Source organism: Antrihabitans spumae, assembly GCF_043944905.1.
Taxonomy (GTDB): Bacteria; Actinomycetota; Actinomycetes; order Mycobacteriales; family Mycobacteriaceae; genus Antrihabitans; species Antrihabitans spumae.
On sequence record NZ_JBIMSN010000141.1, the window covers coordinates 26,709 to 52,651 of the forward strand.

Consider the following 25,943-nt stretch of genomic DNA (forward strand, 5'->3'; position numbering starts at 1 on the left):
GGGTGGACCGCTGCGACCGCTCAGAGTCGCACGCCGGACAACTTCTCCGGGTTCGCCATGTCGTAGGTCGCGGCGACGAGACCGTCGCGGACGGTGAACCCCATCACTCGCGATGGGATGGGCGGATGAGCGGCGTCGCCCGCTGTCCCCGGTTGATACATGCCGAGTTCGCCGTTGACCATGACCGGCGTATAGGACAGCAGTGGGTCGCGCCCGAACTTCTCGGCGAGCCCCATGAAGAACCTGGCAATCTTGACGGCACCCGTGACGATGTTGATCGCGGTACTCGTCGTCCCGTTCGCGTCGCCGGTCGTCCTGGCGTCCGGATGCAGAGCCGCGATCACTGCAGCCATGTCTCCGCTCGCCATCGCTGCGAGAAACCGTTCCACCGCAGCTGCGTGCTCTTCGCGTGGAACGGCTGGTGGGGTCGCCGAGACGGCCTTGCGTGCGCGGGAAGCGAGTTTGCGTGCTGTTTCGATGGTCACTCCGAGGATGTCGGCGATCTCGTCGAACGGCACCGAAAACGCATCGTGCAATACGAAAGCGACCCGTTGGGCGGGTGTGAGCGTGTCGAGTACGACGAGGGCCGCGAGGCGGTTGTCCTCGTCGGCGACGACGACCTGCAGTGGGTCCGGTTCGTAGGAGGACGAGAGGGGAGCGACGACGGGTTCCGGAAGCCATTGCCCGACATAGCTTTCCCGACGGATTGCGGCAGAGCGTAAGCGGTCGAGGCAGATTCGCCCGACCACGGTTGTCAGCCAGCCACGTAGGTCTCGAATCTGGTCCTGCTCGACGGTCACGAGACGGAGCCAGCTTTCCTGGACCGCGTCCTCGGCGTCGGTGACACTGCCGGTGAGTCGATAGCCGACTGCGAGTAGATGGCCGCGGTGGGATTCGAAAGTTTGCGCCAAGGCGAGAGCTGCTGCCACAGGGCGATACTACGGACAAGCAGTAGGGTGAATTTATCCGCTTCGGAATGTTCGTACCGCAAGGCTGGCGCCTCGACCTCGTCGGCATAGACCCTGCCAACCAGTGGGCGGTGATGCGAGATCTGGCGCAACGCGCTGACGCCAACCCGGATTGGGAGTCGATCTGGGTGTACGACCACTTCCATACGGTGCCGATGCCGACGGACGAAGCGACCCACGAGGCGTGGACGCTGATGTCTGCGTTCGCTGCGTCGACGTCGCGGGTCCGCCTCGGTCAGATGTGTACCGCGATGAGCTATCGCAATCCGGCCTATCTCGCGAAGGTGGCCGCGACGATCGACCTGATCTCGGGTGGACGCGTCGAGATGGGTATCGGCGGCGGCTGGTACGAGCACGAGTGGCGTGCCTACGGCTACGGGTTCCCCTCTGCCGGTGAGCGTTTGGGCCGCCTCGACGAGGGTGTGCAGATTTTTCGGCAAGCATGGACCACGGGTTCGGCGACGCTGGACGGCAAGTACTACCAGGTCGATGGCGCAATCGTCAGACCACTTCCTTTGCAGGAGGGCGGTATTCCGATCTGGGTCGCGGGTGGCGGCGAGAAGGTGACGCTGAAGATCGCAGCAAAGTACGCGCAGTACACGAACTTCGCCGGAAACCCCGAAGAATTCACGCACAAGTCCGACAATCTGCGAGAGCACTGCGCGACCGTCGGCACCGACTTCGACGCCATCGTCCGCTCGGCCAACTACAACGTAGCCATCGGGTCCACCGAAGCCGAAGTGGCCGAGCGGTTGTCGGCGTTCAAGGCACGCGTCGAGCCGATCATCGGCCGGGAAGCCGCTGCCGGCGCAGCAGGCGCCTTCGATGGTTCGGCAGCCGTCGGCACGCCCGAGCAGATTGTCGAGAAGCTGAGCGAGATGCGCGATCTTGGTCTCGGCTACGCGATCTTCAACTTTCCCGAAGCGGCGTTCGACACCTCGGGTATCGAGCTGTTCGAACGAGAGGTGCTGCCGGCACTGCGCTGATCGGCGCCGAACTTGCGCAGTAGTCGACGGCATTGGTGACAGGATGGCTCTGTGGACATCGACGACGTCGCCAACGAGCTGTACGGCGGTGACCCGGCCGATTTCATCGAAGTTCGGAAAGCCAGGGCAGCGCAGGCTCGCAAAGAAGGCGACCGCGAGCTGGCGACCGAAATCGGGAAGTTCCGCAAGCCGACAACTGTCGGGTGGCTGGTGAATCTGCTCGCCTGGGAAACCCCGGACGACATCGACGCAGTGCTACAACTCGGCGCTGCCCTTCGTGAGGCGCAACGGCATCTCTCGGGTGCGGAACTTCGCAGGCTCACGACTCAGCGTCAGCAGATCGTTCGAAAGCTGGCACGCAAAGCAGGCGAGTTGGCCCAGGAACGTGGCCGTGATGTGGGCGAAGATGCGCTTCGCGAGGTCGGGCAGACGTTGCACGCGGCGATGGCCGACGACGATATCGCCGAGCAGGTGCGTCTCGGTCGGATCGTGACGGCCGCGAACTACGAAGGATTCGGCCCCGCCGGGTTGACCGTAGTCGGCGGCAAAGCTCCCGAAAGAGTTGCGCCCAAGCCGAAACGGGATCGGAGCGCCCTACTCGAGGCGACCCGCGCCGAACTCGACGAGGCCACCGCCGCACTGACCGACGCGACGACCGCCGCGGCATCGGCACAGGAGGAAGCTGCCGAGGCGAGCGCCGCCGTCGAAGACGTCGAACAGCGAATCGCGGAGTTGAAGGACGAACTAGAGCGTGCGGAGCAAGAGCGGCAGTTCGCACGTAGCGCCGAGAAGGTCGCCACCGACACGGCCAAGCGTGCGGACCGCGATCTGGAACGGGCTCAGCAGTGGGAGACGAAAGTGCGCAGGATGTTCGACGACCTCAGCGCCGACGACAGTGGTTCGGACGACGACGGCTCGGACGACGACTAGCTCTTCGCTCCCGACGCAGCGAGCGTGGCGCCGACTCCGATGATGAGTACGCCGCCCGCGGCGCCGACCGCTTCGAGCCGTTTGGGGGACTTCGCGAACCACGTTCGAACCGTTCCTGCCAGGAGCGCCCACGCGCCGTCGGAGACGAAGCCGATCAGGATGAACATGGTGCCGAGGACCAGTAGTTGCACCGACAACATGGGTGAATCCGGGTCGGCGAACTGCGGTAGGACCGCGGCGAAAAACACGATCGTTTTCGGGTTCGTCATCCCGACGACGACGCCTTGGGTGAACACCCGGCCGTTCGCTACGGGATCGACTTGCGTGCCGAAGGCGGCTGCCAACGATTTGCGATCTCGGAATGCGTGTATGCCCAGGTAGATCAGGTACGCGGCACCGGCAAGCTTGACGATCGTCAGCGCGATCGCCGAGGCCGCGACGATCGCTCCGAGGCCGACGGCTACGGCGATCAGTGGGACCGCTGATCCGACGCCGTTTCCGATCACGGTGAGCAACGCGGCACGGCGACCGAGCGCCAACGCCCGGCCGACTGTGAACAGCACGCTCGGGCCGGGGATCACGATGATCACGAAGGCCGCGGCGAGAAAGGCGAGTAGGTGTGCGGTCGGAACCATCGGGTCAGAGTAGCGGCGGCGGCGTACCGGTCGCGACAGGATTTCAGCGCAGTTCCGGGGGGAGATCCTTCGGGTTGACGAAGAGGTGATTGTGCTCGGCCCGGCGGACCTTATCGCTGACCGAGAGATTGTCTGCAAGCAGTTGCCACTCGGCGTCGTCGATCGCGGCAATCGCCCGCGCGATGACCTCGCCGTCGCGAGTACCCCACGCGATCGGCATCGGCCGTACCTGCTGCCAGGTGTCGCCGGTGGGCAGAACCGTCCGGTCGGCCAGAACCGATACCGACGGCACGCGTTCACCCGGCGTCGCGTTGTGGCCGGGTAGCGAGCGCACGCTACGCGTGACGAATGCGTAGCGAGCGCCTGCCGCGTCCGGCAGTCCGACGTCGACGAGGGCGAGCAGCGTGAGTCCGTCGGAACGGGTTTCGGACACCACCGCCGCGACCAAAGGACCTTCCGCATAGAGCTTTTCGATGCTACCGACGCGGCGAGGTGCCCAGATCGCGACCCACAGCGAGGTGGCGGCGCCGATCGCGAACACCACCGAGAGAATGTAGGACCACGGATGATCGAGCGAGATCAGAACGGCAGTTGCAGCACCGAGTACGACCGCGAGCACGATCGCGGCCATGCGTAAACGACGAACGTCCGCGATGGTTTCGTTGACTGCCTTCGCATGACCCCGGTCGACTGCAAACTCGAAGCGTCGCACCTTTCATTCCTAGCACGAGCAGCCGTCACCGACGCAGGCCTTTATTGTGCGGGCACGGTTGTTCGGGTCAGGCGTCGGTCGATCCGATCGTCGGGCCGAGCAGGTCGTCGGCATCCATGATCCGGTACGCATAACCCTGTTCGGCAAGGAACCGCTGGCGATGCGCCGCGTACTCCGCGTCGAGCGTGTCCCGAGCAACGACCGAATAGAAGTGCGCCTGACCACCGTCGTGTTTGGGTCGCAACAGTCGCCCTAGGCGTTGCGCCTCTTCCTGACGCGACCCGAAAGTACCCGAAACCTGCACTGCAACAGATGCTTCCGGCAGGTCGATGGAGAAGTTCGCAACCTTGCTCACGACCAGAACGGGTATCTCGCCGCGCCGGAAGGCATCGTAGAGTTCCTCGCGTTCCTTCGTCTTCGTCGAGCCCTGGATGATCGGCGCGTTCAGTGCCTCGCCCAATTCGTCGAGTTGGTCGAGATAGGCGCCGATGACGAGTGCGGGCGCGTCGGGGTGGCGCGCCAGAATCGACTGGACGACAGGGATTTTCGTTCGTGCCGTCGAACAGAGTTTGTAGCGCTCCTCAGGCTCGGCGACCGCGTAGGACATTCTTTCGGCGTCGGTGAGGGTCACGCGAACTTCGGTGCACTCGGCGGGCGCAATCCAGCCCTGGGCCTCGATGTCCTTCCACGGCGCGTCGTATCGTTTCGGGCCTATCAACGAGAAGACGTCACCTTCGCGCCCGTCTTCGCGGACCAACGTGGCCGTCAGCCCGAGCCGGCGACGAGATTGCAGATCTGCCGTCATCCGAAACACGGGCGCGGGCAGCAGGTGCACCTCGTCGTAGATGACCAATCCCCAGTCGCGCGAATCGAAGAGCTCGAGGTGCCGATACTCGCCCTTCGTCTTGCGTGTGATCACCTGATATGTGGCGATTGTCACTGGGCGAATCTCTTTGCGCTCGCCCGAATACTCGCCGATCTCCTCTTCGGTGAGCGATGTGCGTGCGATCAACTCACGTTTCCACTGTCTGCCTGCCACTGTGTTGGTGACCAGAATGAGCGTCGTCGCTTTCGCCTTTGCCATCGCTGCGGCGCCGACCATCGTCTTGCCCGCACCGCACGGAAGAACGACGACACCGGATCCGCCTGCCCAGAACGAATCGGCGGCCATTTCCTGATAGTCGCGAAGGTGCCAGCCGTCAGTTCCGAAGTCCAGCTCGATCGGATGGGCCTCGCCATCGACGTACCCTGCGAGATCTTCTGCGGGCCAGCCGATCTTGAGCAGCATCTGCTTGAGTCTGCCGCGCTCGCTCGCGTGCACGACGACAGTGTCGGAGTCGATCCTTGCGCCGATCATCGGCGCGATCTTCTTGTGCCGCAGCACTTCTTCGAGCACAGCCCGATCGAGGCTGATCAAGACCAGGCCGTGAACGGGGCTCTTGGCGAGTTGCAGCCTGCCGTAGCGGCCCATCGTGTCGACGATATCGACGAGCAGTGGCTGCGGAACTGCGTAGCGCGAGTAGGTGACCAGCGCATCGACCACCTGTTCGGCGTCGTGGCCTGCCGCGCGCGCGTTCCACAGCGCCAGCGGCGTCACCCGATAGGTATGGACGTGCTCGGGCGCGCGTTCGAGTTCGGCGAACGGCGCGATCGCCGCTCGCGCGGCGCCGGACAACTCGTGGTCGATCTCCAGGAGCAGTGTCTTGTCGGACTGGACGATCAACGGTCCGTCGGTCACGTGGAGTCTCCTAAATAGGCGGTAATCGTTCCATTGTCCAGGTCCAAACGAGGTTGCGCTATGCGCGAACTACGTCACCACGCTATTCTGCGCCGAGCGTTAAGACACTCGTCCAACTCCGAGAAAGGCCTACATTGGCAAACAAGGGATCCGGGCTGCTCAGGCGGCTCGTTGTTGCGACTCTAGCTTTGCTGGCGGTCGGATTTTTTGTGATCGGCTGTTCATCGAAGTCAGAGACCGCCAAAGCCGAGGCGGGCACCTGTATCGAGATCAAGAAGGCTTCCGCAACCGACGCAGAGACCGAGCCCCTCGACTGCGCCGACAACAAGGCGACCTACAAGATCTTCTCGACGAACGAGACAGAGACCGCGTGCCCGTCGGACGCGTACACGACCTACACCGAGACGCGCGGTTCGGACACCACCGCCTACCTCTGCCTTTACGAGAACCTGAAGGAAGGTAGCTGCTACTCGCAGGACACCTTGACCAACATTCTCGGATATGCGGAGTGCTCCGATCCGTCGGCCAAGTTCAAGGTCACGACGAAGGAAGAGGGCACCGAAGACGAGTCCATCTGTGCAGCGGACGACGTCCAGTACCTGAAGTTCCCCGACCCGAAGCTCACCTACTGCCTGGGTGACGCTGCGGCGTAAGTACATCCGGATCGAGGGCCCCGAGTGTCTCGGGGTACGCAGGGGCCCTCGATCGATCGGTTCGAGCGAAAGAGATTTCAGTGCAGCGACGACGTAGGTCCACCGTTCTCGTGACGGCCGCAACTGCACTGTGCCTGTTCGTGTTTGCCCTGCTGACCGGGTGTCAGAAAGTAGACCCGAAGCCTGTTGCCGAAAAGAGTTCGGCCGAGCAGACATCGACGCGGGCATCCTCCGCGCCGCCGTCGGGGAAGGCGAGCACTCCCAAGTCTTCTTCGCGCACAACAACTTCCGCGGAGGCGCCACCGTCCGAGGTCGGTTCCTGCATCCGAATCAACAAAGCCTCGTCGACCGAGGCCGATACCGAACCGCGAGACTGCTCGGCCGACGACGCGACGTACAAGATCTACTCGTCGAACTCGACCGAAGTGGCATGTCCCTCGGACGCGTACACGACCTACACCGAAACGTCAGGGTCGACGACGACCTTCTTCCTCTGCCTGTACGAGAATCTGCGGGAAGGCAACTGCTACGAGGAGGACGCGCTCACGAATGTCCTTACCTACGTTGCCTGTTCGGACCCTGCCGCCACCTACAGGGTGACCACGAAGGCCGAAGGTGTCGAGGACGAGAGTGTGTGCGGACCCGACGACGTCCAGTTCCTCGCGTTCCCTGACCCGCAACTCACCTACTGCCTCGCATACGCCTAGCGGGCGCGTCGGCTCAATCGACCAGCGCGACCGACGAGATCCGGTGCAGCGTGAAATGCCGGACCGCACCCGTTGCCGGATCGATCGCATCCAATTGGCCGCCACCGACTTTCACCGGTTCGACGATCCGGTTGGTCGCGATGCCCTGCGCGTCGACGTAGCCGATGCTCACGCTGCGGCGCACCCGAACCGCCAATTGCAGTAGCGCCATCGTCGCCGCACCGGACGCGCGCGAGCCGTCGGATCGAACACCGTTGCCGCGATTGGCTTTCGCGGCGCGATCGCCGGCTCGAAGTTCGACGACGAGGTTCGCAAGCTGGTCGTCGGTCGGAACCGCAGGAGTACGCAGCTGGGGGCGCAGGCGCTTGCTGACGATCCTGGCGCCACGTTTGCGCACGTCGACGATCACGCCCGAAGAGTCCTCGCCCGCCGGCGCGAAGCCCGCCCGGCGCAGACCTGCCAGCAGCTCGTTCAGCGGGACGGGCGAGATCGCGACGGTCGCGGCGAGGGCTCGAAGCGCGAGTTCTTCGGCAATCGGGGTAGCGAGCACCTGGGCAAGCAGCGCAGGGTCCTCGCAGCGGATGAACGATTCCGCCATCCCTGCCCGCAGTTGGCCGTGTCGACGTGCCATGTCGTCGATCAGGTAGGTCAGCGATTGCGGTATCGGGGTCCGCGACTTGGTTGCGAAGAGGGTGTGCAACTCCGACGCGGTCGCGCCGGCATCGAGTGCTCGTCTGACACTGGTCTCGCCGATGCGGTAGACCGTCGCGCCGCCCGCCGATTCGAGATCGGCGACCAGCGAGATGCGTTCCTGCAGTTCGGGAGTGAGGGGTCCGGGAGCGACGACGGTCAGGTCGGCCTGCACGAGGACATAGTCGACCGGTGGCGGAAGTGCCGATTCCATCTCTGCTTCGGCGTCGCCGCCGTGGAGCAGGGCGCGACCTGGCGAGGTGAGTGCGCCGCGACCGATCACACCGAGTGCGGTCGCCTCGGTGAGGGTCTTGTCGACGGCGCCGACGGTGAACCGGTTTGCCCAGCGCGGTCTGCGCCACGCGAGTGCACGAGCTACGTCCGCGGCGTCCACACCCTCGCCACGGCCGAGTTCGGCCGTCAGCTCGAGAATGAGCCGCCGATCTCGGGCCGCCATGGCGCTTCGTACCTCGTCGGAGAGCGCGGCGATCGGCTTGTCGTTCGCGTCTCGCATCCCGATCAACCACGGTCGCCTAGCCAGGTCCAGCCACGCCGCTGCGAGGGTGTGCCAGCGTCGCGCGGGTGGTGCGTCGAGCCAGGCGTCGACGGCGGCCGTCGGTGCCCAGAAGTCGTCGCCGTCGCCGGGTGGTGCCGGGTCGGGTCGGCCGCTTGCCATCAGCCCCGCTGCGACGAGCAACTCGACGAGCAGGCTGACCCGATCCTCGTCGACGCCGATTCGCTTGGCGATCCGCCGAAGTTCCCGAACGCCCATGCCACCGGCGCGTAGTGCAGGCGCGGGCAGTTCACCGAGCGCGTCGATGACATCGGCGCAGTGCCGCAGCAGTTCGAGTGCCTCACCACCTGCAACGCCGTTGACCTCGGCGGCCTTGTGCTTGCGGGTGTGCAGCGCAGGCTGCATCAGCGTGCTGAGGTCGGATACCGGCTCACCGCGCAGCACCTGCCCGACCTGCTGCGGCAACTCGACGGTTTGCTCGTCGACCCAGGTCAGCAGGCCGAGAGCGAGCAGTCGCTGCACAGGACGATCACTCGGCGTTCCGGGTGCAGCGTCCTTCGTCCGCCCGATCGGCGCCGTCACCGCCAGACGATCGAGCAGGGCGCGCTCGCCGGGTGAGAGTCCACTCAGGGCGGCGGCGATGTCCTCGGCCGACATCGCGACGACGGGTTCGAGCGACCGGCCGATCGGCCATGGCACGACCTCGACGGCGACCGGAAGCATGCGCAGCGTCTGCTCACCCCACACGAGCGCACGCGATCGAAGCGTCTCGATGGCGGCGTCGATCGCGTTTCTTGGCGCGCGATCGCCGATGGCCTCCGCAACACGAGCTGGATCGACCGCGACGGCCTGGGCGTTCTCGATGGCAAGCGCCTCTATCACTGCCAGCGCGAGCGTATTCAGCTCGTCGGCCGCACGCAGGACCGAGGCGCGCTGTTCGGCGCGGTTGGCGAGCACGGCCATGGAAGCGGGCAACGGAACGGTGAGGTCCGGCCGCAGGCGGAGGAGTTCGATCAGTTCGGCATCGGAACTCCTCGCCAGCCACCCTGCCAAGCTGTCGGTATCTGTAGTGCCTGCGGCACGGTCGGTGGCGGTCATCAGGTACCAGATTAGATACATGTGCTGTGCGTAGCTGTGGCTCGTGTCAAAATAGGCTCGTGGTTAACAACGTGAAGAAGAACTATGTCGATCCGGGGTGGCCTAAGACTCCGAAGGGCGAAGTCGCCGTGACCGAGCTTTCGTCGTCGCGATCCGGTGGTCTGTCACCGTTCGGCGAGGACACGGAATTCCCTCTGCCCGTCGAGGACCTGCCCTACGTTCACCCGCACACTGTCATCAATCGCTGAGTCGGCGAATAGCACAAAATCTGAGCAAGACCGAAAACGGCGGGCCCGCATCTTTCGATGCGGGCCCGCCGTTTCGCTGTGTGCGAGGACTACTGAGGAAGCAGACCCTTGTTGGACTGGTAGAAGTTCACCAGCGCCGGATCCAGATTGATGCCGGAGTTCTTCACGGCGTTGTATGCGTCGAGCAACGGTGAGGGGAGTGGCATCCCGTTGTTCTGAACTGCCTCGATCGTGTTGTCGATGCCGTCGAACACCTGCTCGCTGGCATTGGCGCTGGCGGCGGTGCTCGGAGCGGACGGTGCCCACTGCGGTGCACTCGGGGTCGGAGCGGTCCGCAGCGTCGGGCCGCTGCTCAAGCCGAGGTTCGACGAGCAGGAGGGCCATGCGCCCCAGCCCTGCGTCGCGAGAACCTTCTCGGCGACTGCGATCTGCTCTTCACGCGAAGCCTGGTTGGCCGAGGCGGCGAACTCGCCGCCACCGTGTGCGGTCCAGGTGCTCGGCGAGAACTGCAGGCCACCCTGGTAGCCGTTGCCGGTGTTGATGCCCCAGTTGCCGCCGGACTCACACTGTGCGAGACGGTCCCAGTCGTTGTCGGGTGCCGCATTTGCGGTGCCTGTGAAGGCCACACCTGCTGTGCCCATGATGGCGCCGGTGACGGCAACTTTGGCGACGGTGCGGCCGGTGGTGGTCGGTTTGCGGTGACGTCCACTGCTCATTGGTCTGTCCTCTCCGTCCGCGCCTGCGAGGTCAGCTGTCGGGTTCGGGCTGAGAGGTCGCCCGGCCTCGGCGCTCTTTTCGAGAGCGTTTCTGGCTTCACCCCTAGGAAGGGTTCAAGTTTTCGAACCGTTTTCCAGTTGTCCCTGTGGGGAAGTTGGGTCCCCCGCTCCCGTCCCTCGTAATTCGTCGGGTGTCCGGGGCCCGCGGGACGGGGTTTGGCGCGGCGGGCCGGACTTCGGCCGAACTTCCGGCCGGTCATGACCGTACTTCTATGGGCGGCAAAAATCACTATTTGGTAACCGGTTCGCGCGCATACACAATTTTGGGTAACGGAGTGCGGCATTTTGCCTCTCCGCAGCTAGACACGGCGTGTCCTAACTCGTAACGACTTGGTGTACGACCGTGATGCCGGCGTGATGTGACGAAGATCACAGTTTATCGGTGTCGCGAAACCAATCCTTCGGACGATGGATACCCGACCCGGGTACCCCATCTTCTCAGGCGTCGACGATGTCCTTGCCGAGTGGCATCAGCGAGACCGGGATCATTTTCAGGTTGGCAATGGCGAGCGGGATTCCGATGATGGTGATCGCCATGGCGAACGCCGTCACAAGATGGCCGATCGCCAGCCAGATGCCGGCGACGATGAACCAGATGACGTTGCCGATCAGGGAGGCCACACCGGACGTCGGGCGCTCGACGATCGTCTTGCCGAACGGCCAGAGCGCGTACACACCGATCCGGAACGACGCGAGGCCGAACGGGATCGTGATGATGAGAATGCAGCACAGAATGCCGAAGAAGAAGTACCCGATCGCGAGCCAGAGGCCGCCGAAGAGCAACCAGATGATGTTCAGCAGCATTCGCATAGCCGACTCCTTCGAGTTCGTCTGGTTGTGGCGCCTATTTCTTGTTTCGGGATCGCCGACCGGACTGCAGCGCGTACACAACAGCGAGCAGCAGACCCAGTGGCGCGGCGAGTGTAGCCGCATACAGCGCATCCGGCGGAGCGTCCGAGGTCACCGCCGCAACGACGAACATCGCACCGATCGCGCAGACGCCGACGACGAACAGGATCGTCGCACCGACCAGCAGAACGGGAGGTCTGGTCGAGTCCGGTTCGGTGGCCACGAGTCAACGGTAAATGGGTGTGCCGCTACTCTGCACTGCGGGTAGACTTTGGTATTCGCGTCCTGCGCAACAAGGCGGGGCGCGTTCCTATTTGTGCAGACCTGATTTGTGCAAACCTGACTGTGTCCTCTTAGAAATGAACGGGTGAGCTGCGGTGCCGACCGGCAAGGTGAAGTGGTACGACGTCGAAAAGGGCTTTGGGTTCCTATCGCAGGACGAAGGCGAGGACGTCTATGTCCGTTCCTCGGCGCTGCCGCAGGGAGTCGAGTTGCTCAAGCCCGGACAGCGCGTCGAATTCGGTATGGCCGCAGGCCGCCGCGGACCCCAGGCGCTCAGTTTGAAGGTCCTCGAACCGGCCCCGACGATTCGGCAGGCCAACGGCGGAGTCCGCAAGGAACCCGTCGCGCGCAAGCACACCGCCGACGAATTGCACGGGATGATCGAAGACATGATCACGCTGCTCGAAGCGACCGTGCAGCCTGACCTGCGCAAGGGCAAGTACCCGGATCGCAAGACCGCACAGCGGATCTCCGAAGTCGTCCGCGGCGTCGCCCGCGAACTCGACAGCTGAGGCTCGCTCCGACGCGCTCACGCAGTCTCGATCAACCACACCGCCCGCTGGAACGGATCACCGTTCTCGTCGACGACAGACGACGGCAGGCGGATCTCCACGCCGAGTAGCTTCGCCTCCGGCGTTGTCTTCGATCGAACGGATACCGCCGTCGCCTGGCCGGGGCGGTAGCCCTGTTCGACGATTTCGAGACCGTTCGGGCCGTCGTAGGTCGCGTACAGCCGCCACGGAGCGTCCGACAGTTCCTTCGGCAGCGAAAGCTGCAACGGATAACCGACCGGGACCTGCAGCTTCGCGATCGAACCTTCCTCGCTGCACTCGGTCAGGTCCAATTCGCAGTACCTGGTCGGTTCGACCGTGATCGCTTCGCCGTAGGCGTAGGCGGTCACGGCAGGCAGGCGTGGATCGGAGTCCTTGACGAGGACAAAGAGCACGGCGAAGAACGCCACGGCAACCACAAGAACACCGGTGCCGAGCAGCGCGAGAATTTTGACAGTCTTGGGCTGGAGCCTCACCAGTGCGCGTTTCCTGTCGGTGGTTGGGTCGAGGGTTGGGTCGATGTTCGAGTCGAAGGTTGCGGAGATTGTCGCGCTGTGCCTGCCGCGGCAGCCGACGGGGTGGCGGAACGTTTGAACGATCGACCGCTGACCCGGCTGCCGAAGCCTTTCTTGACCTCTTGCTTGGCTCGGTCCGGCCTGTTGCCGCCGAGTCCGGGCAGCAGGGAATGACCGGTGTAGCTGACGATGGTCTGCACGGTTCCCAGTGCGAGCAATACCGAGATGACGGTGAAACCGAGCCAGAACTTGGTCGGGAGCAGTACGCCGAGCGCACCGCCGACCACCCAACTCAACTGCAGCGTGGTCTCCGAACGGCCGAACGCGGACGCGATCGATTCCGGCGGTAGGTCGTCCTGGATGGCCGCGTCGAGGGAGACCTTGGCAAGTGCGCTTGCCGCAGACGCCACAAGGGCCACCACTGCCGCCGCCACCAAGCTGTCCACGAAGGCCGCGACGATGGTGATCACGGTTACCGCAATCGTGCATCGAACGACGAGCAACGCGGGTCGGCCGAGGGAGAGTCGAGCTCCGATCGCGTTGCCGGAGAAGTTGCCGAGACCGGCCGCGACGCCGACGAGACCGAGCATCGCCGCCTGAACGAGCGCCTCGTGCTCCGAGCGGGACCTGGCAACGAAGGCGACGAACAGCGTGAGGAATCCGGTGAGAACGCGGATCGTGCTGTTACCCCACAGCCCGGTGACCACGGCACGCCCGAGCGGTTGCCGTCGCTTGCTCGGCTTGATCGAATCGCGGCGGTCGGGGTCGTCGATCGGCGCCGAGTACTCGCTGTCGCCGTGGTAGGTCAGCGTCGCAGGGACCTCGCCTTCGGTGACCTCGACCCACGCCGGAATACGCATGCTCAGGTACGCGCCGGCGACGCTCAGTACGAACGCGAACCACAGAGCGCCTGCCGAGTCGGCGACGATTGCGGCGATACCTGCGAGTGCGCCCGCGCCGATGGTGCCACCGAGTAGGCCGAACACCGTGAGCCTGGAATTGACCCGCACAAGGTCGATTTCGGGCGGTAGGACACGTGGAGTGACGGCACTCTTCAACACCGAGAACGATTTGCTGAGCACAAGAATGCCGAGGGCGGCGGGGTAGAGCAGCCAACTGTCGAAGTTGAAGACAAGCACGACGGCGAGCACGGCACGCAAGCCGAACGACGATGCGAGAGCGACTCTGCGTCCATGCTGCAGACGGTCGAGCATCGGCCCGATGAGCGGTGCGATGACTGCGAACGGGGCGATCGTAATGGCCAGGTACAGCGCGACTTTGAGCTGGCTTTCACCTTGTGCAGCGGAGAAGAACAGAGTGTTCGCCAAAGCGATCGCAATGGCGGCGTCGGTCGCGAAATTTGCCATCGTCGCGTAGGTCAGCGCTGTGAGACCCGACTTCTCGGCACCGTCGGCCTTGGCTGCGCGCTGAAAGGTGGCGAAACCGCGACCAGTGAGTTCTCGTCCCCGCATCGCGGCGACGCGCGTCACCGTCAGCTTGCGCGGCTGCCGCATCCCGCGGGTCGGTGTCGGGTCGGGGGGCGGCTGCGAATCGTCGTCGTACGCAGGCTCACCGCCGCGGTCGGGCTGGCGGGGCGGATCGACTGGATGCAGAGGTGGCAGAGGCTGGCGCCTGGTCGGTACATGCCGCGGTGGATAGTTGTCGAATCCGGGGTGCTGTGAAGCGGCGCTCGGCCATCCCCCGGTGGGATCATTCGGCTCGCGTCGGTCGGTCACACGTCAATTCTGTCCTACCGAGGCGACAAACAACTACCTCGGCGAGTCGCCAAAGCGGCCCACCAGCGAACGGTATTGCATCGATGCGGCAAAATGGAGTGGTGAGCGTTGCTTCTTCTCCGGAACTGACCGAGATACACGAGATCCTGGTACAGGCAGTCGACCTGGCGCGTAGTGCTCTGAGCGACCTCGGCGAGGACGGCGTGGGGGCCTATGTCGGCGTCAGCGCCGACGGCGAATCCGCTGCGACACATCGCTTCGAAGCGACTCTGCCCGGCTACCGAGGTTGGCAGTGGGCCGTCGTCGTCGCTACCGATCCCGAGTTCGATCACCCCACCGTCAGCGAATCTGCGTTGCTACCCGGACCCGACGCACTCATCGCGCCGAACTGGGTGCCGTGGGACCAGCGCATTCGGCCAGGCGATCTGGCACCTGGCGATCTGCTCGCTCCGCCTGCCGACGATCCGCGCCTCGTGCCCGGCTACGTCGCGAACGGCGATCCCGAAGTCGATGACGTCGCACTCGAGCTCGGCTTCGGTCGCCTGTCGACGATGAGTCGCGACGGGCGCGAAGATGCGGCGCAGCGGTGGCACGAAGGTGACTACGGTCCCGAGTCCGAGATGGCCAAGGCTGCTCCCTCCTCCTGTGGCCTGTGCGGCTTCTATCTACCGCTCGCCGGATCGTTGCATGCCGCATTCGGCGTCTGCGGCAACGAGTTGGCCGCAGACGGTCACGTCGTGCACGTCGGCTACGGATGCGGCGCACATTCGGACACACGACTGCCGACCGGCGCGGGTTCGCCGCAGTACGAGGCGTTCGACGACGCCGCCGTCGAAGTTGTGTCCGACTCCGGTCGTGGCGCCGAACGCGCGGATCCCGTATCGGCCGAGCAGGACTGACGCATCGACGACCTGACCGACCCGTTCGGTACCGGAGCTCTACGCGAATCGTTGGTGCTTGCCTGGGGCAGTTCGCCGACCCGGCTGCGCGAGGATGCCGCGACCGAGAACGACTTCGTCCGATCCGGCTACCGTGATCGCCTCCTGACCGAACTTGCCCAGAACGCTGCGGATGCTGCGGCGAAGGCAGGCGTCGCCGGACGCCTGGCGGTGTGGTCGGTCGGCTCGCAATTGCACGTCTCGAACACCGGTGCTCCGCTGGATGTCGCCGGTGTGCAGGCTCTGACTGCACTGCGAGCGTCGGGTAAGCCCGGCGATGTCACGGGAGGAGGCAGTGTCGGCAGGTTCGGTGTCGGTTTCACGGCAACGGTGTCGGTGAGCGACGAGATCGAAATACGTTCCACGACAGGGTCGATCAAGTTCTCGCTCGCTGCGACCGAGGAGCGGTTGGCGGACGACGGTATCGACGTTGCCGTGCGACCGCCGGTGTTGCGCCTGGTCTGGCCGACGACGGCGCAACCCGTCGCCGGGGCGGACACCGAAGTTGTGTTGACGCTGCGCGCCGACGTCGATGCGGCTGCGTTGCTCGCCGGCATGGCCACCGAAGCGGTCGACCTGCTGTTGGAATTGACTGCGCTACAGAGCATTCGGATCGGAGACACGGATTTCGTTCGGAAGTCCCGCGATCTGGCGCACGGCGTCGAGGAGATTGCCGTCGGTCCGCAGCGCTGGTGGCAGTACCGGACCGCGCACGCACGCTGGCTCGCGCCCGTTGTCGACGGTGTGATCCGCCCAAGCTCGGGCGATGTGCTCCGGGCACCGACCCGTTCCGACGAAGAGTTGTCGCTGCCTGCGATCGTGATCGCGGACGTCGGTATGCAGCCGGACAGGCGTCGTGTGCTGCCGGGTGCAAACCTGGCCGACATCGCTACCGGATACGCCGATTTCGTTGCGGCAGTGCCGATATCGCAGCGAGCCGCACTCGTCCCGGTGCCGACCTTCGCTAGGGGCGAGCTCGACACGGCGCTGCGGGAGGCGATATTTCGCGAGCTGCGCGCACACGCGTGGCTGCCCGTTGTCGGCGAGGGCGCCGCGGATGGCAGCGCTCGTGTCGTAGCGCCGTCACGAGCATCCGTATTTCCCGATCTGACAACAGAGCTCGCCGAGCTGCTTGCCGAAGTGATTCCCGCGCTGGTACTTCCGGAACTGTCGGGTACGTCGAATGCCCGCGCGCTCGCCGCCGTCGACGTTCATCGCGTCGGCCTTGCTCGGGTTGCCGAAGCATCGAGCGGCATCGACAGACCGCCCGCGTGGTGGCACAGGCTGTATGCGGCGCTGGAGCCGTTTGTGATCGACACGATCGCGGTCGAGGAACTCGGTGCGTTGCCGGTACCTCTCGCCGACGGACGACTCGTCACCGGACCCCGTACGACGGTCACTGCCGACGACCTCCGATCGACCGGAAACGACTCACCGACAACGATTCCCGTGCATTGGGCGCGCCTCGTGCATCCGGAGGCAGCGCACGAGTTGCTCGGCCGTCTCGGGTCGTCGCACGTCGGAGCGACCGACCTGCTGTCCGATGGTGCCCTCCGCGCTCGGATCGAAGACTTCGGCGACGACTCCGACGTGTCCGACGACGAGGCGACCGAGCTGGCAGCAGCGGTCCTCACGCTGGCTGCTCGGGTCGCCGACCCTGAACGTCTGCCGAGCTGGCTCGGGTTGCTGTTGCTACCCGACGATGGCGGTGAGTTGCGGTCGGCGGACGAACTGCTGCTACCCGATGCGCCGTTGCGTTCGGTGCTCGTGGCGCAGTCGCCTTTCGGAACAGTCGATGCTGAGCTAGTCGCGACCTACGGTGCCGCTGCGTTGCGTGCGGTTGGCGTCGGCTGGGGTTTCACCGTCGTCCGCGACGAACTTCCGACCGGACCCGATCACGATCTGGACGACGAGGCGCAGTGGTGGTCAAGCCTGGCGGAGGATCCCGAAACATTCACGGCTGTCAGGGATCTCGACCTGGTCGACGACGCGAAGTGGGCGACGGCACTGACCCTGCTCGCCGGTGACGCCGTCGTGCGGCCGCTGCTCGCTGACCCCGACAGTTACGTGGCGTGGTGGCTGCGGCGGCATGCGAACGTCGACGGCGCGCCCCTTGGCGCGCTCCGGCACCCAGACGACTCGACTTTTGTGGGCTTGCTCGACCCGTTCGAGCACGTCGACGCGGACGCGCTGCGCGCCGTGCTCGCCGGACCCGATCGTCTGGATCTCGAACTGGTTCAGACCCTGATCGACAGGCTGGCCGCGCCCGAGCGATCGCCGTCCGCCGGTGTCGTCGCCGATACCTACCGCAGACTCGCGAGTGTCGTCGCGGCAGGAAAACTCGACATCGGCGCCGTAGCGCTGTCCGATCGTGTGCGTGTGAGTACCGGTGCTCTCGTCGATCCTGCGAATGCGTTCGTGTTGGACAAGCCATGGTTTGCCGTCGCGGTGACGCCGGATGCGCTCGTGGCAGGAAGTATCGAGACGGCGACGGCACTTGCTCGGCTGCTCGACCTTCCACTCGTCTCCGAATCGGTGCGTGGCGTCGTCGTCGGCACAGGCCGTGCAAGTAGCTGGGATCGCGAACCGACCGCGGTGCTCGCCTGCATCGGACTCGGATTACCGTTGCCGACCGGATCGATCGAGGTGCACGAGCAGTTGCGCGTCACGCTGCGAGGTTCGGTCGAGGCAACCGTCGACGTCCCGATCTGGGTAGCCGACGACGGAATCGTCCACCTTCGGCAGGAAGCTCTCTGACATGGATCGGCTCGTCCTCGACTGGATCGCCGCGCACCGGATCGGTTGGCTGACGACTGCTTTCGAGGCCATCACCACGGTCGGTGGCCTCGTCGGTCTCTTCGTCGTAGCGATGATCGCCACCATCTACCTGCTCACTCGCAAGCATCAGCGCGAAGCGACGCTGATCTTCGGCTCGATGCTGTCCGGTTGGCTGGTGATGTCGCTTGCCAAACTTGCGATCGGACGGGATCGACCGCCTTTTCCGGACCGGCTCGTCGTCGAATCGACACATTCGTTCCCGTCGGGTCATGCGATGTTGTCCGCGATCCTCACGTGCACAGCCGCCGCGGTGATCGTGCGGTTGCGCGGTCGGCCGAGCCGCCTACTCGTCTCGTTGTGTGCGCTCGGTACCTTCCTCGATGGTCTGTCGAGGGTTTATCTCGGTGCGCACTGGCTGACCGATGTACTCGCCGGCTGGATCTTAGGTGTGCTGTGGGCGCTGCTGTGGATCAGGGTGCGTCCGTACGAGGCCATTGTTGCGCGCGCTTCCCGGCGATAGCCGAATGGTTGCGATTGTCGGGATCGAGAGGCGACACGCCGGGAGCGACATGCTGGTAACGAGAGCGAATTGACTGCTCAGCGATGTGCGACTTAACTTCACGCGTGTCGACAAGACTATCCGTCGAGCAGCGCAGAGCTCACTTGATCGAGGCCGCGATCGGCCTCGCCGAACGCAAGGGCGTCGCTGCGGTGACCACCCGTGACGTCGCACAGGCCGCCGGTGTGTCGCTCGGCGTCGTGCACTACTGCTTCGAGAACAAAGACGCGTTGATGACCGAGGTCGTCAAGTGCCTCACGACCGATCTGCGCGACGCGGTCGACGAAGATCAGCAGATGCTCGAATGGACCGAGCAGGGCGTCGACGCTCTGCGTGACCTTCTTCGAGTTGCGTTGAGCGCGATGTGGTTCGACGTCGAACGGACCCGCGACCGGCAGTTGCTGACCTACGAAATCACGACGTATGCGCTGCGTGAAGGCGAGTCGACGCCGGAACGGCTCGGGATCGCGCGCAATCAGTACGCCTTCAACGATGCAACCCTCGTCGACCTTTTGGAAAAGGCGACCACGTTGACCGGAACGACCTGGTCGGTGCCGGTCGGGGTGCTGAGCCGGCTGATGCTCGCGATGATCGACGGTTTGGTCCTGCGCTGGCTCGTCGACGAAGACAGCGAAACAGCGACGCTGCAGTTGGACCGAATCGCGGACATGATCTCGTCGCAGGCCACGGTCCTATCGTAGATCGCTGCAGGTCAGCTTAGGTAAGGCCGGACTGGGCACCCTTGGAGCCGCGCCGCGCCGCGCGTCGCTGAATCCAGAAGATCGTCGTACCGAGAGCGCCGACCGCGAGTCCCGCGATGCACGTCGGCAGTGCCTCGTCGAACCGGTCGCCGCTCGCCCACACGATCAGCGTCGCGATCGCGAACAGTACGGTTCCGGTTGTCAGCACAGGCCGTGGGTCGGTGAGGCGCGCGGGGAGTTGCGGTACCTGCGGTGCGTCCGTCACGTCGACTACCGTACCCGGACTGCCCAGCGGCGCAATCGTGTCCGCTGGCCTGCGGCGTTCCCGTATTGTTTGCCACTGTGACAACCTCCCCCGATCTGCGGACGCTGGCCAGCGACCTCTCCCTGGCCGTTGTGCGTCTCACGCGGCATCTGCGAGGTCGTCGAGCGGATTCGCAGGTATCGCTGACCCAGCTTTCTGCGTTGGCAACGCTCAGTCGCGAAGGCGCGATGACGCCGGGCGCGCTTGCCGGTATGGAACGCGTGCAGCCGCCGTCGATGACGAGGGTCATCGCGTCGTTGTCCGACATCGGACTCGTCGAACGGCGCCCGCATCCGACCGACGGTAGGCAGATCATCGTCTCGCTGTCGGACTCGGGTAGCGCGTTGATTGCCGACGAAGCAAGCGCACGCGAAGCGTGGATGACGGAGAAGCTGTCGACGCTGGCTCCCGAGCAGCTCAAAACGCTCGCGGACGCAGTCGCGATCATCACCGACATCGTCAAAAAGTCGGAGTAGCGCCGAACGAGGCACGATAGAAGACGTGTCCGTTGCTAACGTTTCGATGTTCAGGTCGCTCAAAGCCAGGAACTACCGGCTGTGGGCGTCGGGTCAGATCGTGTCCCTCGTCGGGACCTGGATGCAGCGGGTCGCGCAGGACTGGCTTGTTCTGACCCTGTCCGGTGGCAACGCACTCGCCGTCGGCATCGTGATGGCGTTGCAGTTCGGTCCGACGCTCGTGCTGTCGGTGTGGGGTGGCGTGCTCGCCGATCGGTACGACAAACGCAAGATCCTGATCGCAACACAGGTATCGATGGCGGTCTTTGCTGCGGTGCTTGCCGCGCTCGATCTCGGTGGCGTCGTCGAGCTGTGGCATGTGTACGTGCTTGCTTTCGCCGCGGGTTGCGCGTCGGCGATCGACGCACCGGCTCGGCAGTCGTTCACCATCGAACTGGTTGGCCGAGAACTTCTTTCGAACGCGATCGCGTTGAATTCGATGACGTTCAACCTTGCTCGCATCGTCGGTCCGGCCATATCGGGTGTCCTCATCACACTCGTCGGAACCGGATTGGTTTTCGCGATCAACGTGGTGTCGTTCGGTTGTGTGATCGCTGCGCTGGTGCTGATGGATCAGAGCAAGCTGACCTCCGTCGAGCATGCAACCAAAGCGCGTGGCCAGATTCGCGAAGGGTTCAGCTACGTCTGGGGGAGAACCGATCTGCGGGTTCTACTCCTGACCGTGTTCATGGTGTCGACCTTCGGTATGAACTTCCCGATCAGCCTGGCCGTGTTGGCGCGCAACACCTTCGGGCTCGGCGCCGATGCCTACGGATTTCTGTCGACAGCACTGGCCGTCGGCACCCTCGCCGGTGCGACCCTTGCCGCGCGTCGGACGCGACCTGTGCGGATCAAGATCTTCCTCGTCGCGGCAACGGCGTTCGGCGCTTTGGAGATTGCCGTCGGAGCTATGCCAACGTTCGCGCTCGTCGCCGTTGCCCTTGTGCCGACCGGTGCCGTTGTTCTGACCTTCACGACGTCGGCGATGAATATTCTGCAGATGTCGGTTGCCTCCGATATGCGCGGCCGCGTGATGGGCATCTACATGCTCTGCTTCCTCGGCGGCACTCCGCTGGGCAGTCCGGTGCTCGGCTGGCTTGCGGATGTGACGAGCCCACGGGCGCCGCTGCTCGTCGGCGGTGTGATCTCGCTCGCAGCGGGGTTGGCAGGTGGTGCGTACTTGCTGCTGAAACACAGTGACGACCCGGTCGAGAAGTCGCGCGGGGAGGCGGCAGGCACAGGGCGCGCTGAACTGGAAGGATCCGTGAATCGTATCGACTAGCGATGTTCACGAGAGAAGGTGACGACGACTCCTATGACGAGGTCTGTGACGAGCCCGCGGTTCGGTGCAGCGCATGCACTGGCGATGGGCTACGACCCCGAACGCTACTTTCGCCGTCGCGCGAACGAGGGCGAGACGTTCGCCGTCGGACTACCGGGTCTCGGTGAGGTGTTGTTCGCGTCGACTGCTGCGGGGGTACGCGAGATTTTCGGTGCACCGGCCACGTTGTTCTCCCCACCGACGCCGAATCCCATTGCGCCGCTTGTCGGCGACGGTTCGCTGATCTTGTTGTCGGGCGAGCGGCATCGCCGTGAACGGACGCTGCTGATGCCGTCGTTCCACGGTGAGCGGATGCGCGCGTACGCGGACGTGATGGCTCACGCCGCGGCAGAGGAGATCGAGAGCTGGCGGCCCGGCGCCGACATCGCGGTTCGGGCAGCGGCGCAGTCGATCACGCTGCATATCATCATTCGGACGGTCTTCGGGGTTTCCGACCGGGCCCGACGCGACGAGTACGAGCGGGTGATCACAGCGCTGATGCAGTCCTACATCGCGCCGCTGATGTTCGTCCCAGCGCTGCGGCGCGAGGTCGTGGGTCTCGGGCCGTGGGCGCGATTCGTCAGGCTGCGTGCGCAATTCGACGCGCTGCTGTCCGAACAGATCGCCGAGCGGCGCAGGACGGGGGTGGACGGGTACGACGACGTGCTGAGCCTGTTGCTGTCCGCGACCTACGAGGACGGCACGTCCCTGAGCGATGAGGATCTGCGTCAGGAACTACGGACCCTGCTCGTAGCCGGACACGAAACTACCGCAACGTCTTTGGCGTGGGCGATGTATCACATCCATCACGACGACGGAGTTCGCGAGCGACTCGTCGCGGAGTTGGCAGCGGACCACTCGCCTGCTGACGTTGCAAAATTGCCGTACCTCAACGCAATCTGTCAGGAAACGTTGCGGATGCATCCGACGGTGTCGATCGTGTTGCGACGTCTGAACGGGCCGTTGACAATTCGTGGGGTCCAGCGGTCGGAAGGCGACGTGGTCGGTGTCGCCGTGCCCGCGTTGCACTTCGACCCCAAGGTTTTTCCTGAACCCGACACGTTCGATCCGGATCGGTTTCTGCTCCGCAAACCGACGCCGTTCGAGTTCACGCCGTTCGGTGGTGGTCACCGACGTTGCGTGGGTGCGGCCTTCGCGAACTTCGAACTCGCGGTGGTGCTGGCAACGATCGTGAGAGGTGCCGAGTTGGACATGTCCGCGGCCGAACGGAGAAAAGGCCAACCCCGCTCGGTCCCGAGGGGTATCGCCGTTCTGCCGAGTCGCGAAATCGTCCTCAGGCGGCTCCGCCGCTCGTGAGTCTTTTCGGCGGGCCCGCCCACCGAAAAGACTCACGAGGCGCGGAGCGCCCTACAGTGGTCCGGTGGCAAAAGTAGTCGACATCGACGATCCCGCAGACCCGAGGCTGGACGACTTTCGCGACCTCAACTCCTCCGACCGCCGACCCGACCTGCCCGACGGCAAGGGCCTCGTCATCGCCGAAGGCGTGCTGGTCGCGCAGCGCATGCTTGCTTCGAGATTCGAACCGGTGTCGTTCCTGGGAGTCGAACGGCGCCGGGCGGAACTGGCAACCGACCTGGAGGCCACGGACGCGCCGTTTTATCGAACCACCGCTGACGTGATGGCGGAGGTCGTCGGGTTTCATCTCAATCGCGGAGTCCTCGCCGCCGCGAGCCGACCCGCACCGTTGGACCTGCACGACGTTCTCGCCGGCGCGCGGACCGTCGCGGTGTTGGAGGGCGTCAACGACCACGAGAACATCGGCGCGATCTTCCGCAACGCTGCAGGCCTCGGGGCCGACGCCGTCCTGTTCGGCGACAGCTGTGCCGATCCGCTCTACCGGCGAGCTGTCCGCGTATCGATGGGCCACGTCCTGCGAGTGCCGTTCGCACGCGTGCCGGATTGGCCGCGTGGTCTGAACATATTGCGGGAGCACGGCTTCCAGGTCATAGCGCTCACGCCGGACCCGAATGCTGTTTCGTTGGCAGCGGCTATGACGGGGGAGCAGGTCGCTCTGTTGCTCGGCGCAGAGGGACCCGGACTCGTCGAACACACCATGCGCAGCAGCGACGTTCGTGCCCGGATCCCGATGGCGCCAGGCACCGATTCGCTCAATGTCGCGACGGCCGCCGCGATGGCGTTCTACGAACGCGTCAGAATGACACCGTGAGCACGTCCGAACCGAGCACGCCCGAACCGAGCACGCAGGCTGAACCGACGCCGTGGCAGGCAGGTCTGCTCGTGACAGCATTTGCGGCGATCCTGACAACGTGCGCGCTGTACGGGTTCGGCATAGCGCTCGCGAATGTGCATCCTGCGCTCGCCGTTGTCATCAACCTCGTCGCCGTCGGCGGTACCGCTCCGACCGTCTGGGGCTGGCGCGCCATCCCCGTCGTCCGCTGGGTCGCGCTCGGGATCGGGATCGGCGTCGTTGTGGGGTGGCTCGGCCTACTCATCTCAGCGGTGTGACGCACTCGCCGGCGCTGGGAGCACTGACACCCGCCGCTATCGCCGCTGCTTGCGCCGCCACTTCTTGAAGAACCCGGCTTCGGCGGGCACGGCCTCGACCGGTTGCGACATGGCTGCCACGGGCGCCCGCGGGATCTCTTCGCCCTCGCCGTAGAGCGCGAACCCGCACACGACGATCCCCGCCGGGTCGAGGGCACCCTGCTGCGGCGTGCCGCGGTAGCGAAAGCCGAGGGCGCGTTCGTTCGCGGCGTCGGCGAAATCCTGTGGATCGAACGGCAGCGACTGCGGATCGGGTATCACGCCTGGCGTGTGCTCCATCGGGTGTTCGCCCGCCCAGAACGGCCGCTCCCAGACCAACGGGAGACCGTGGTCCTCGAGGATGTTCGTCTTGGTTGCGCTGAACGAACGTCGAAGTTCCCCTCGCTCCCACGTCGCGAACGCACCCCACTCCCGAACCGGGTCGATCGACACCAGGTAGGTGTACTCGGAGGCCAGCGGACGAATCCACGACGGTGAGATCTTGGCAGGATGGGCGATCTCGAGCTGCGGACCGCAGACGACGGTCAGACCGGGATAACACCCGATGTAGACGCCGTTGCCACCGATGCCCGCGCTGGTCGAGAGCGGGCCGACAGCCAGCGGGACCACAACCGATTCCGGATACAGGTGGCTGGCGAGTGCGTGTGCTGCGTGTTGATCCGGCTCGCGATGATTGCGCAGCGTGGTGGCCGGGTCAGGGGCGTCCACATACCAAATAGTCGATGCTTTGGCCCCCACGGCCGGCACCTCACCTTCGCGCATCGTCGTGAGTTCGAACAGTCGAAACAGAGACTACGACGTCGGCGCGACACGCGCGGTGTTGGCTACCGCTAGTTGATCTTTCGTACCCCGGTGGCAGGGATCGAAGAAGTCCGGTTCAGTGCCCCGAGCTGCGGATGCCGAGCAGGACGTCCTCCCAGGACGGCATCGCAGGCTTGCCGCGCTTGTCCTTCGGGTTCGGATGCGTCGGTGCCTGTTTGGGTTCGTCGGGCTCGTCGAGCGGTTCGGGAGTCCGCGGTGTCGATTCGTAGTAGTCGTCGAGAGTGTGCTGCGGATCGGGCTCGTGCGTGGCCTCCGCGACCCGGGTGACGGGCGACAGTCCACGCAGTGGGCGGCCGAAGTCGGGATCGACGAGATCGGCCGCGGTGTCGTCCAGCGCTGTCACCGTGCCGCCGTGTGCGTCGCGCTGGAAGCGCCAGTGCGCGGCATTCGAGGTGCGGCCTGCCTGCCACCGGAGTTCGGCGATCCAGTGGCCGTCGTCGTCTTTCCAGGCGTCCCATTCGGCTTCGTCGATGCTGTGCCCGCGTGCTCGAAATGCCAGGCCGACAACTTCGGCGAGAGTGAGCACGGCAGGACCGTTTTCGCGGACGGGGTGCCCCAGCTGTGCGAGGTCTGCGGCGCGGGAACGCTCGAGCAGAACCGGGTAGGCGTAACGCTCGACCCGATGCACGGCCATTCCGGACTGTGCCGCGACCTGTTCGACCGATGCGCCTGCGCGAATCCGTGCCTGGATGTCGCGTGGACGTAGCGTGCTTTCCATCTCGATCTCTATCTGTCCGAATCGAGCGATGTCGCCACGAGCCGCGGCGCGAAGTTTGTCGTTCAGGGGCATACGAAATTTTTCACCGGTCTCCCGGTCGGCGCACACGAGGTGCTTGCCGTCGGGCTGCAGTCCGATCACTTCGAGTTCTCGCACTCCGACCTCCTGATCGC

Annotated in this window: 28 protein-coding genes and 1 riboswitch; of the genes, 15 read left to right on the forward strand and 13 right to left on the reverse strand. The window is 64.8% G+C overall.

Annotated features, from left to right (window positions below; genetic code table 11):
* Nucleotides 1–20: 20 nt before the first annotated feature.
* Nucleotides 21–929, reverse strand: a complete 909-nt coding sequence (locus ACHIRB_RS27395) for a sigma-70 family RNA polymerase sigma factor (protein WP_307829697.1) — start codon at nt 927–929, stop codon at nt 21–23.
* 35 nt (nt 930–964) lie between these two features.
* Here ACHIRB_RS27395 and ACHIRB_RS27400 point away from each other — a divergent pair, with 35 nt between their 5' ends.
* Nucleotides 965–1,954, forward strand: a complete 990-nt coding sequence (locus ACHIRB_RS27400; RefSeq protein WP_395125108.1) for an LLM class F420-dependent oxidoreductase — start codon at nt 965–967, stop codon at nt 1,952–1,954.
* Nucleotides 1,955–2,005: 51 nt separating this feature from the next.
* Nucleotides 2,006–2,884 (forward strand): hypothetical protein, encoded by an 879-nt coding sequence (locus ACHIRB_RS27405; protein ID WP_395118802.1) that lies wholly within the window; start codon nt 2,006–2,008, stop codon nt 2,882–2,884.
* Here the strand turns inward: ACHIRB_RS27405 and ACHIRB_RS27410 are convergent.
* From ACHIRB_RS27410 to ACHIRB_RS27420, 3 genes are all read right to left on the reverse strand, one after another.
* Nucleotides 2,881–3,519, reverse strand: coding sequence for a LysE family translocator (locus ACHIRB_RS27410; protein ID WP_395118804.1), 639 nt, complete (start codon nt 3,517–3,519; stop codon nt 2,881–2,883). The genes ACHIRB_RS27405 and ACHIRB_RS27410 overlap by 4 nt on opposite strands.
* 43 nt (nt 3,520–3,562) lie before the next feature.
* The gene (locus ACHIRB_RS27415) at nt 3,563–4,231 is read right to left on the reverse strand and encodes a DUF3239 domain-containing protein (RefSeq protein ID WP_395125084.1); all 669 of its coding nucleotides are present in this window, start codon (nt 4,229–4,231) and stop codon (nt 3,563–3,565) included.
* Between the two features lie 67 nt (nt 4,232–4,298).
* Nucleotides 4,299–5,969 (reverse strand): DNA repair helicase XPB, encoded by a 1,671-nt coding sequence (locus tag ACHIRB_RS27420; RefSeq protein ID WP_199705550.1) that lies wholly within the window; start codon nt 5,967–5,969, stop codon nt 4,299–4,301.
* Between the two features lie 209 nt (nt 5,970–6,178).
* Here ACHIRB_RS27420 and ACHIRB_RS27425 point away from each other — a divergent pair, with 209 nt between their 5' ends.
* Nucleotides 6,179–6,622: an LppU/SCO3897 family protein gene (locus ACHIRB_RS27425; RefSeq protein WP_395125083.1), complete on the forward strand. Its 444-nt coding sequence runs from the start codon at nt 6,179–6,181 to the stop codon at nt 6,620–6,622.
* Between the two features lie 110 nt (nt 6,623–6,732).
* Nucleotides 6,733–7,329, forward strand: coding sequence for an LppU/SCO3897 family protein (locus ACHIRB_RS27430; RefSeq protein ID WP_395127805.1), 597 nt, complete (start codon nt 6,733–6,735; stop codon nt 7,327–7,329).
* A gap of 13 nt (nt 7,330–7,342) precedes the next feature.
* Here the strand turns inward: ACHIRB_RS27430 and ACHIRB_RS27435 are convergent, their stop codons facing one another.
* A complete protein-coding gene (locus ACHIRB_RS27435; RefSeq protein WP_395125080.1) occupies nt 7,343–9,631 on the reverse strand; it encodes a helicase-associated domain-containing protein in 2,289 nt (762 codons plus the stop codon).
* 59 nt (nt 9,632–9,690) lie between these two features.
* Between ACHIRB_RS27435 and ACHIRB_RS27440 the strand changes: the two genes are divergently transcribed.
* Nucleotides 9,691–9,879, forward strand: a complete 189-nt coding sequence (locus ACHIRB_RS27440) for a hypothetical protein (RefSeq protein ID WP_199705546.1) — start codon at nt 9,691–9,693, stop codon at nt 9,877–9,879.
* An 89-nt stretch (nt 9,880–9,968) separates the two neighbouring features.
* On the opposite strand, the gene ACHIRB_RS27445 is transcribed toward ACHIRB_RS27440, so the two are convergent.
* The 3 genes from ACHIRB_RS27445 to ACHIRB_RS27455 form a co-directional block, all read right to left on the reverse strand.
* Nucleotides 9,969–10,595 (reverse strand): resuscitation-promoting factor Rpf1 domain-containing protein, encoded by a 627-nt coding sequence (locus ACHIRB_RS27445; protein ID WP_395125079.1) that lies wholly within the window; start codon nt 10,593–10,595, stop codon nt 9,969–9,971.
* A 4-nt stretch (nt 10,596–10,599) separates the two neighbouring features.
* Nucleotides 10,600–10,795, reverse strand: a riboswitch (cyclic di-AMP (ydaO/yuaA leader).
* 298 nt (nt 10,796–11,093) lie between these two features.
* Nucleotides 11,094–11,465, reverse strand: a complete 372-nt coding sequence (locus ACHIRB_RS27450; RefSeq protein ID WP_395114808.1) for a YccF domain-containing protein — start codon at nt 11,463–11,465, stop codon at nt 11,094–11,096.
* 34 nt (nt 11,466–11,499) lie between these two features.
* On the reverse strand, nt 11,500–11,727 hold the full coding sequence (locus ACHIRB_RS27455) for a hypothetical protein (protein ID WP_395114809.1): 228 nt from the start codon (nt 11,725–11,727) through the stop codon (nt 11,500–11,502).
* 154 nt (nt 11,728–11,881) lie between these two features.
* Here ACHIRB_RS27455 and ACHIRB_RS27460 point away from each other — a divergent pair, with 154 nt between their 5' ends.
* On the forward strand, nt 11,882–12,298 hold the full coding sequence (locus tag ACHIRB_RS27460) for a cold-shock protein (RefSeq protein WP_199705543.1): 417 nt from the start codon (nt 11,882–11,884) through the stop codon (nt 12,296–12,298).
* 17 nt (nt 12,299–12,315) lie between these two features.
* Here the strand turns inward: ACHIRB_RS27460 and ACHIRB_RS27465 are convergent, their stop codons facing one another.
* Complete coding sequence (locus ACHIRB_RS27465) at nt 12,316–12,813, reverse strand: DUF2771 domain-containing protein (RefSeq protein ID WP_395114811.1); 498 nt, start codon at nt 12,811–12,813, stop codon at nt 12,316–12,318.
* Nucleotides 12,810–14,588, reverse strand: a complete 1,779-nt coding sequence (locus ACHIRB_RS27470; protein ID WP_395125078.1) for an MFS transporter — start codon at nt 14,586–14,588, stop codon at nt 12,810–12,812. Before ACHIRB_RS27470 ends, ACHIRB_RS27465 begins: the two co-directional genes overlap by 4 nt.
* An 83-nt stretch (nt 14,589–14,671) precedes the next feature.
* Here ACHIRB_RS27470 and ACHIRB_RS27475 point away from each other — a divergent pair, with 83 nt between their 5' ends.
* The 4 genes from ACHIRB_RS27475 (at nt 14,672) to ACHIRB_RS27490 (ending at nt 19,564) form a co-directional block, all read left to right on the forward strand.
* On the forward strand, nt 14,672–15,487 hold the full coding sequence (locus tag ACHIRB_RS27475) for a DUF3027 domain-containing protein (RefSeq protein ID WP_395114814.1): 816 nt from the start codon (nt 14,672–14,674) through the stop codon (nt 15,485–15,487).
* Nucleotides 15,488–15,538: 51 nt separating this feature from the next.
* Nucleotides 15,539–18,283 carry a sacsin N-terminal ATP-binding-like domain-containing protein gene (locus tag ACHIRB_RS27480; protein ID WP_395125077.1) on the forward strand — a complete coding sequence of 915 codons (2,745 nt, stop codon included), beginning with the start codon at nt 15,539–15,541 and terminating at the stop codon, nt 18,281–18,283.
* Between the two features lies 1 nt (nt 18,284).
* The gene (locus ACHIRB_RS27485; RefSeq protein WP_395114817.1) at nt 18,285–18,824 is read left to right on the forward strand and encodes a phosphatase PAP2 family protein; all 540 of its coding nucleotides are present in this window, start codon (nt 18,285–18,287) and stop codon (nt 18,822–18,824) included.
* Nucleotides 18,825–18,928: 104 nt separating this feature from the next.
* Nucleotides 18,929–19,564 carry a TetR/AcrR family transcriptional regulator gene (locus ACHIRB_RS27490; protein WP_199705537.1) on the forward strand — a complete coding sequence of 212 codons (636 nt, stop codon included), beginning with the start codon at nt 18,929–18,931 and terminating at the stop codon, nt 19,562–19,564.
* A 16-nt stretch (nt 19,565–19,580) separates the two neighbouring features.
* On the opposite strand, the gene ACHIRB_RS27495 is transcribed toward ACHIRB_RS27490, so the two are convergent.
* The gene (locus ACHIRB_RS27495) at nt 19,581–19,829 is read right to left on the reverse strand and encodes a DUF2530 domain-containing protein (RefSeq protein ID WP_199705536.1); all 249 of its coding nucleotides are present in this window, start codon (nt 19,827–19,829) and stop codon (nt 19,581–19,583) included.
* A 77-nt stretch (nt 19,830–19,906) separates the two neighbouring features.
* Here ACHIRB_RS27495 and ACHIRB_RS27500 point away from each other — a divergent pair, with 77 nt between their 5' ends.
* The 5 genes from ACHIRB_RS27500 (at nt 19,907) to ACHIRB_RS27520 (ending at nt 24,191) form a co-directional block, all read left to right on the forward strand.
* Entirely contained in the window at nt 19,907–20,344 is a 438-nt protein-coding gene (locus ACHIRB_RS27500) for an Rv0880 family HTH-type transcriptional regulator (protein ID WP_199705535.1), read from the forward strand.
* A 46-nt stretch (nt 20,345–20,390) separates the two neighbouring features.
* A complete protein-coding gene (locus ACHIRB_RS27505) occupies nt 20,391–21,665 on the forward strand; it encodes an MFS transporter (RefSeq protein WP_395115019.1) in 1,275 nt (424 codons plus the stop codon).
* 33 nt (nt 21,666–21,698) lie between these two features.
* Nucleotides 21,699–23,021, forward strand: coding sequence for a cytochrome P450 (locus ACHIRB_RS27510; RefSeq protein WP_395125076.1), 1,323 nt, complete (start codon nt 21,699–21,701; stop codon nt 23,019–23,021).
* A gap of 64 nt (nt 23,022–23,085) precedes the next feature.
* On the forward strand, nt 23,086–23,892 hold the full coding sequence (locus ACHIRB_RS27515; protein WP_395125075.1) for a TrmH family RNA methyltransferase: 807 nt from the start codon (nt 23,086–23,088) through the stop codon (nt 23,890–23,892).
* Nucleotides 23,889–24,191, forward strand: coding sequence for a DUF2537 domain-containing protein (locus tag ACHIRB_RS27520; protein ID WP_395114823.1), 303 nt, complete (start codon nt 23,889–23,891; stop codon nt 24,189–24,191). The genes ACHIRB_RS27515 and ACHIRB_RS27520 overlap by 4 nt, the downstream gene beginning before the upstream one ends.
* A gap of 36 nt (nt 24,192–24,227) precedes the next feature.
* Here the strand turns inward: ACHIRB_RS27520 and ACHIRB_RS27525 are convergent, their stop codons facing one another.
* Both ACHIRB_RS27525 and sepH read right to left on the reverse strand, forming a co-directional pair.
* On the reverse strand, nt 24,228–24,968 hold the full coding sequence (locus ACHIRB_RS27525) for a DUF6928 family protein (RefSeq protein WP_395127806.1): 741 nt from the start codon (nt 24,966–24,968) through the stop codon (nt 24,228–24,230).
* A gap of 139 nt (nt 24,969–25,107) precedes the next feature.
* On the reverse strand, nt 25,108–25,926 hold the full coding sequence (gene sepH / locus ACHIRB_RS27530; protein ID WP_395125073.1) for a septation protein SepH: 819 nt from the start codon (nt 25,924–25,926) through the stop codon (nt 25,108–25,110).
* Nucleotides 25,927–25,943: the final 17 nt, after the last annotated feature.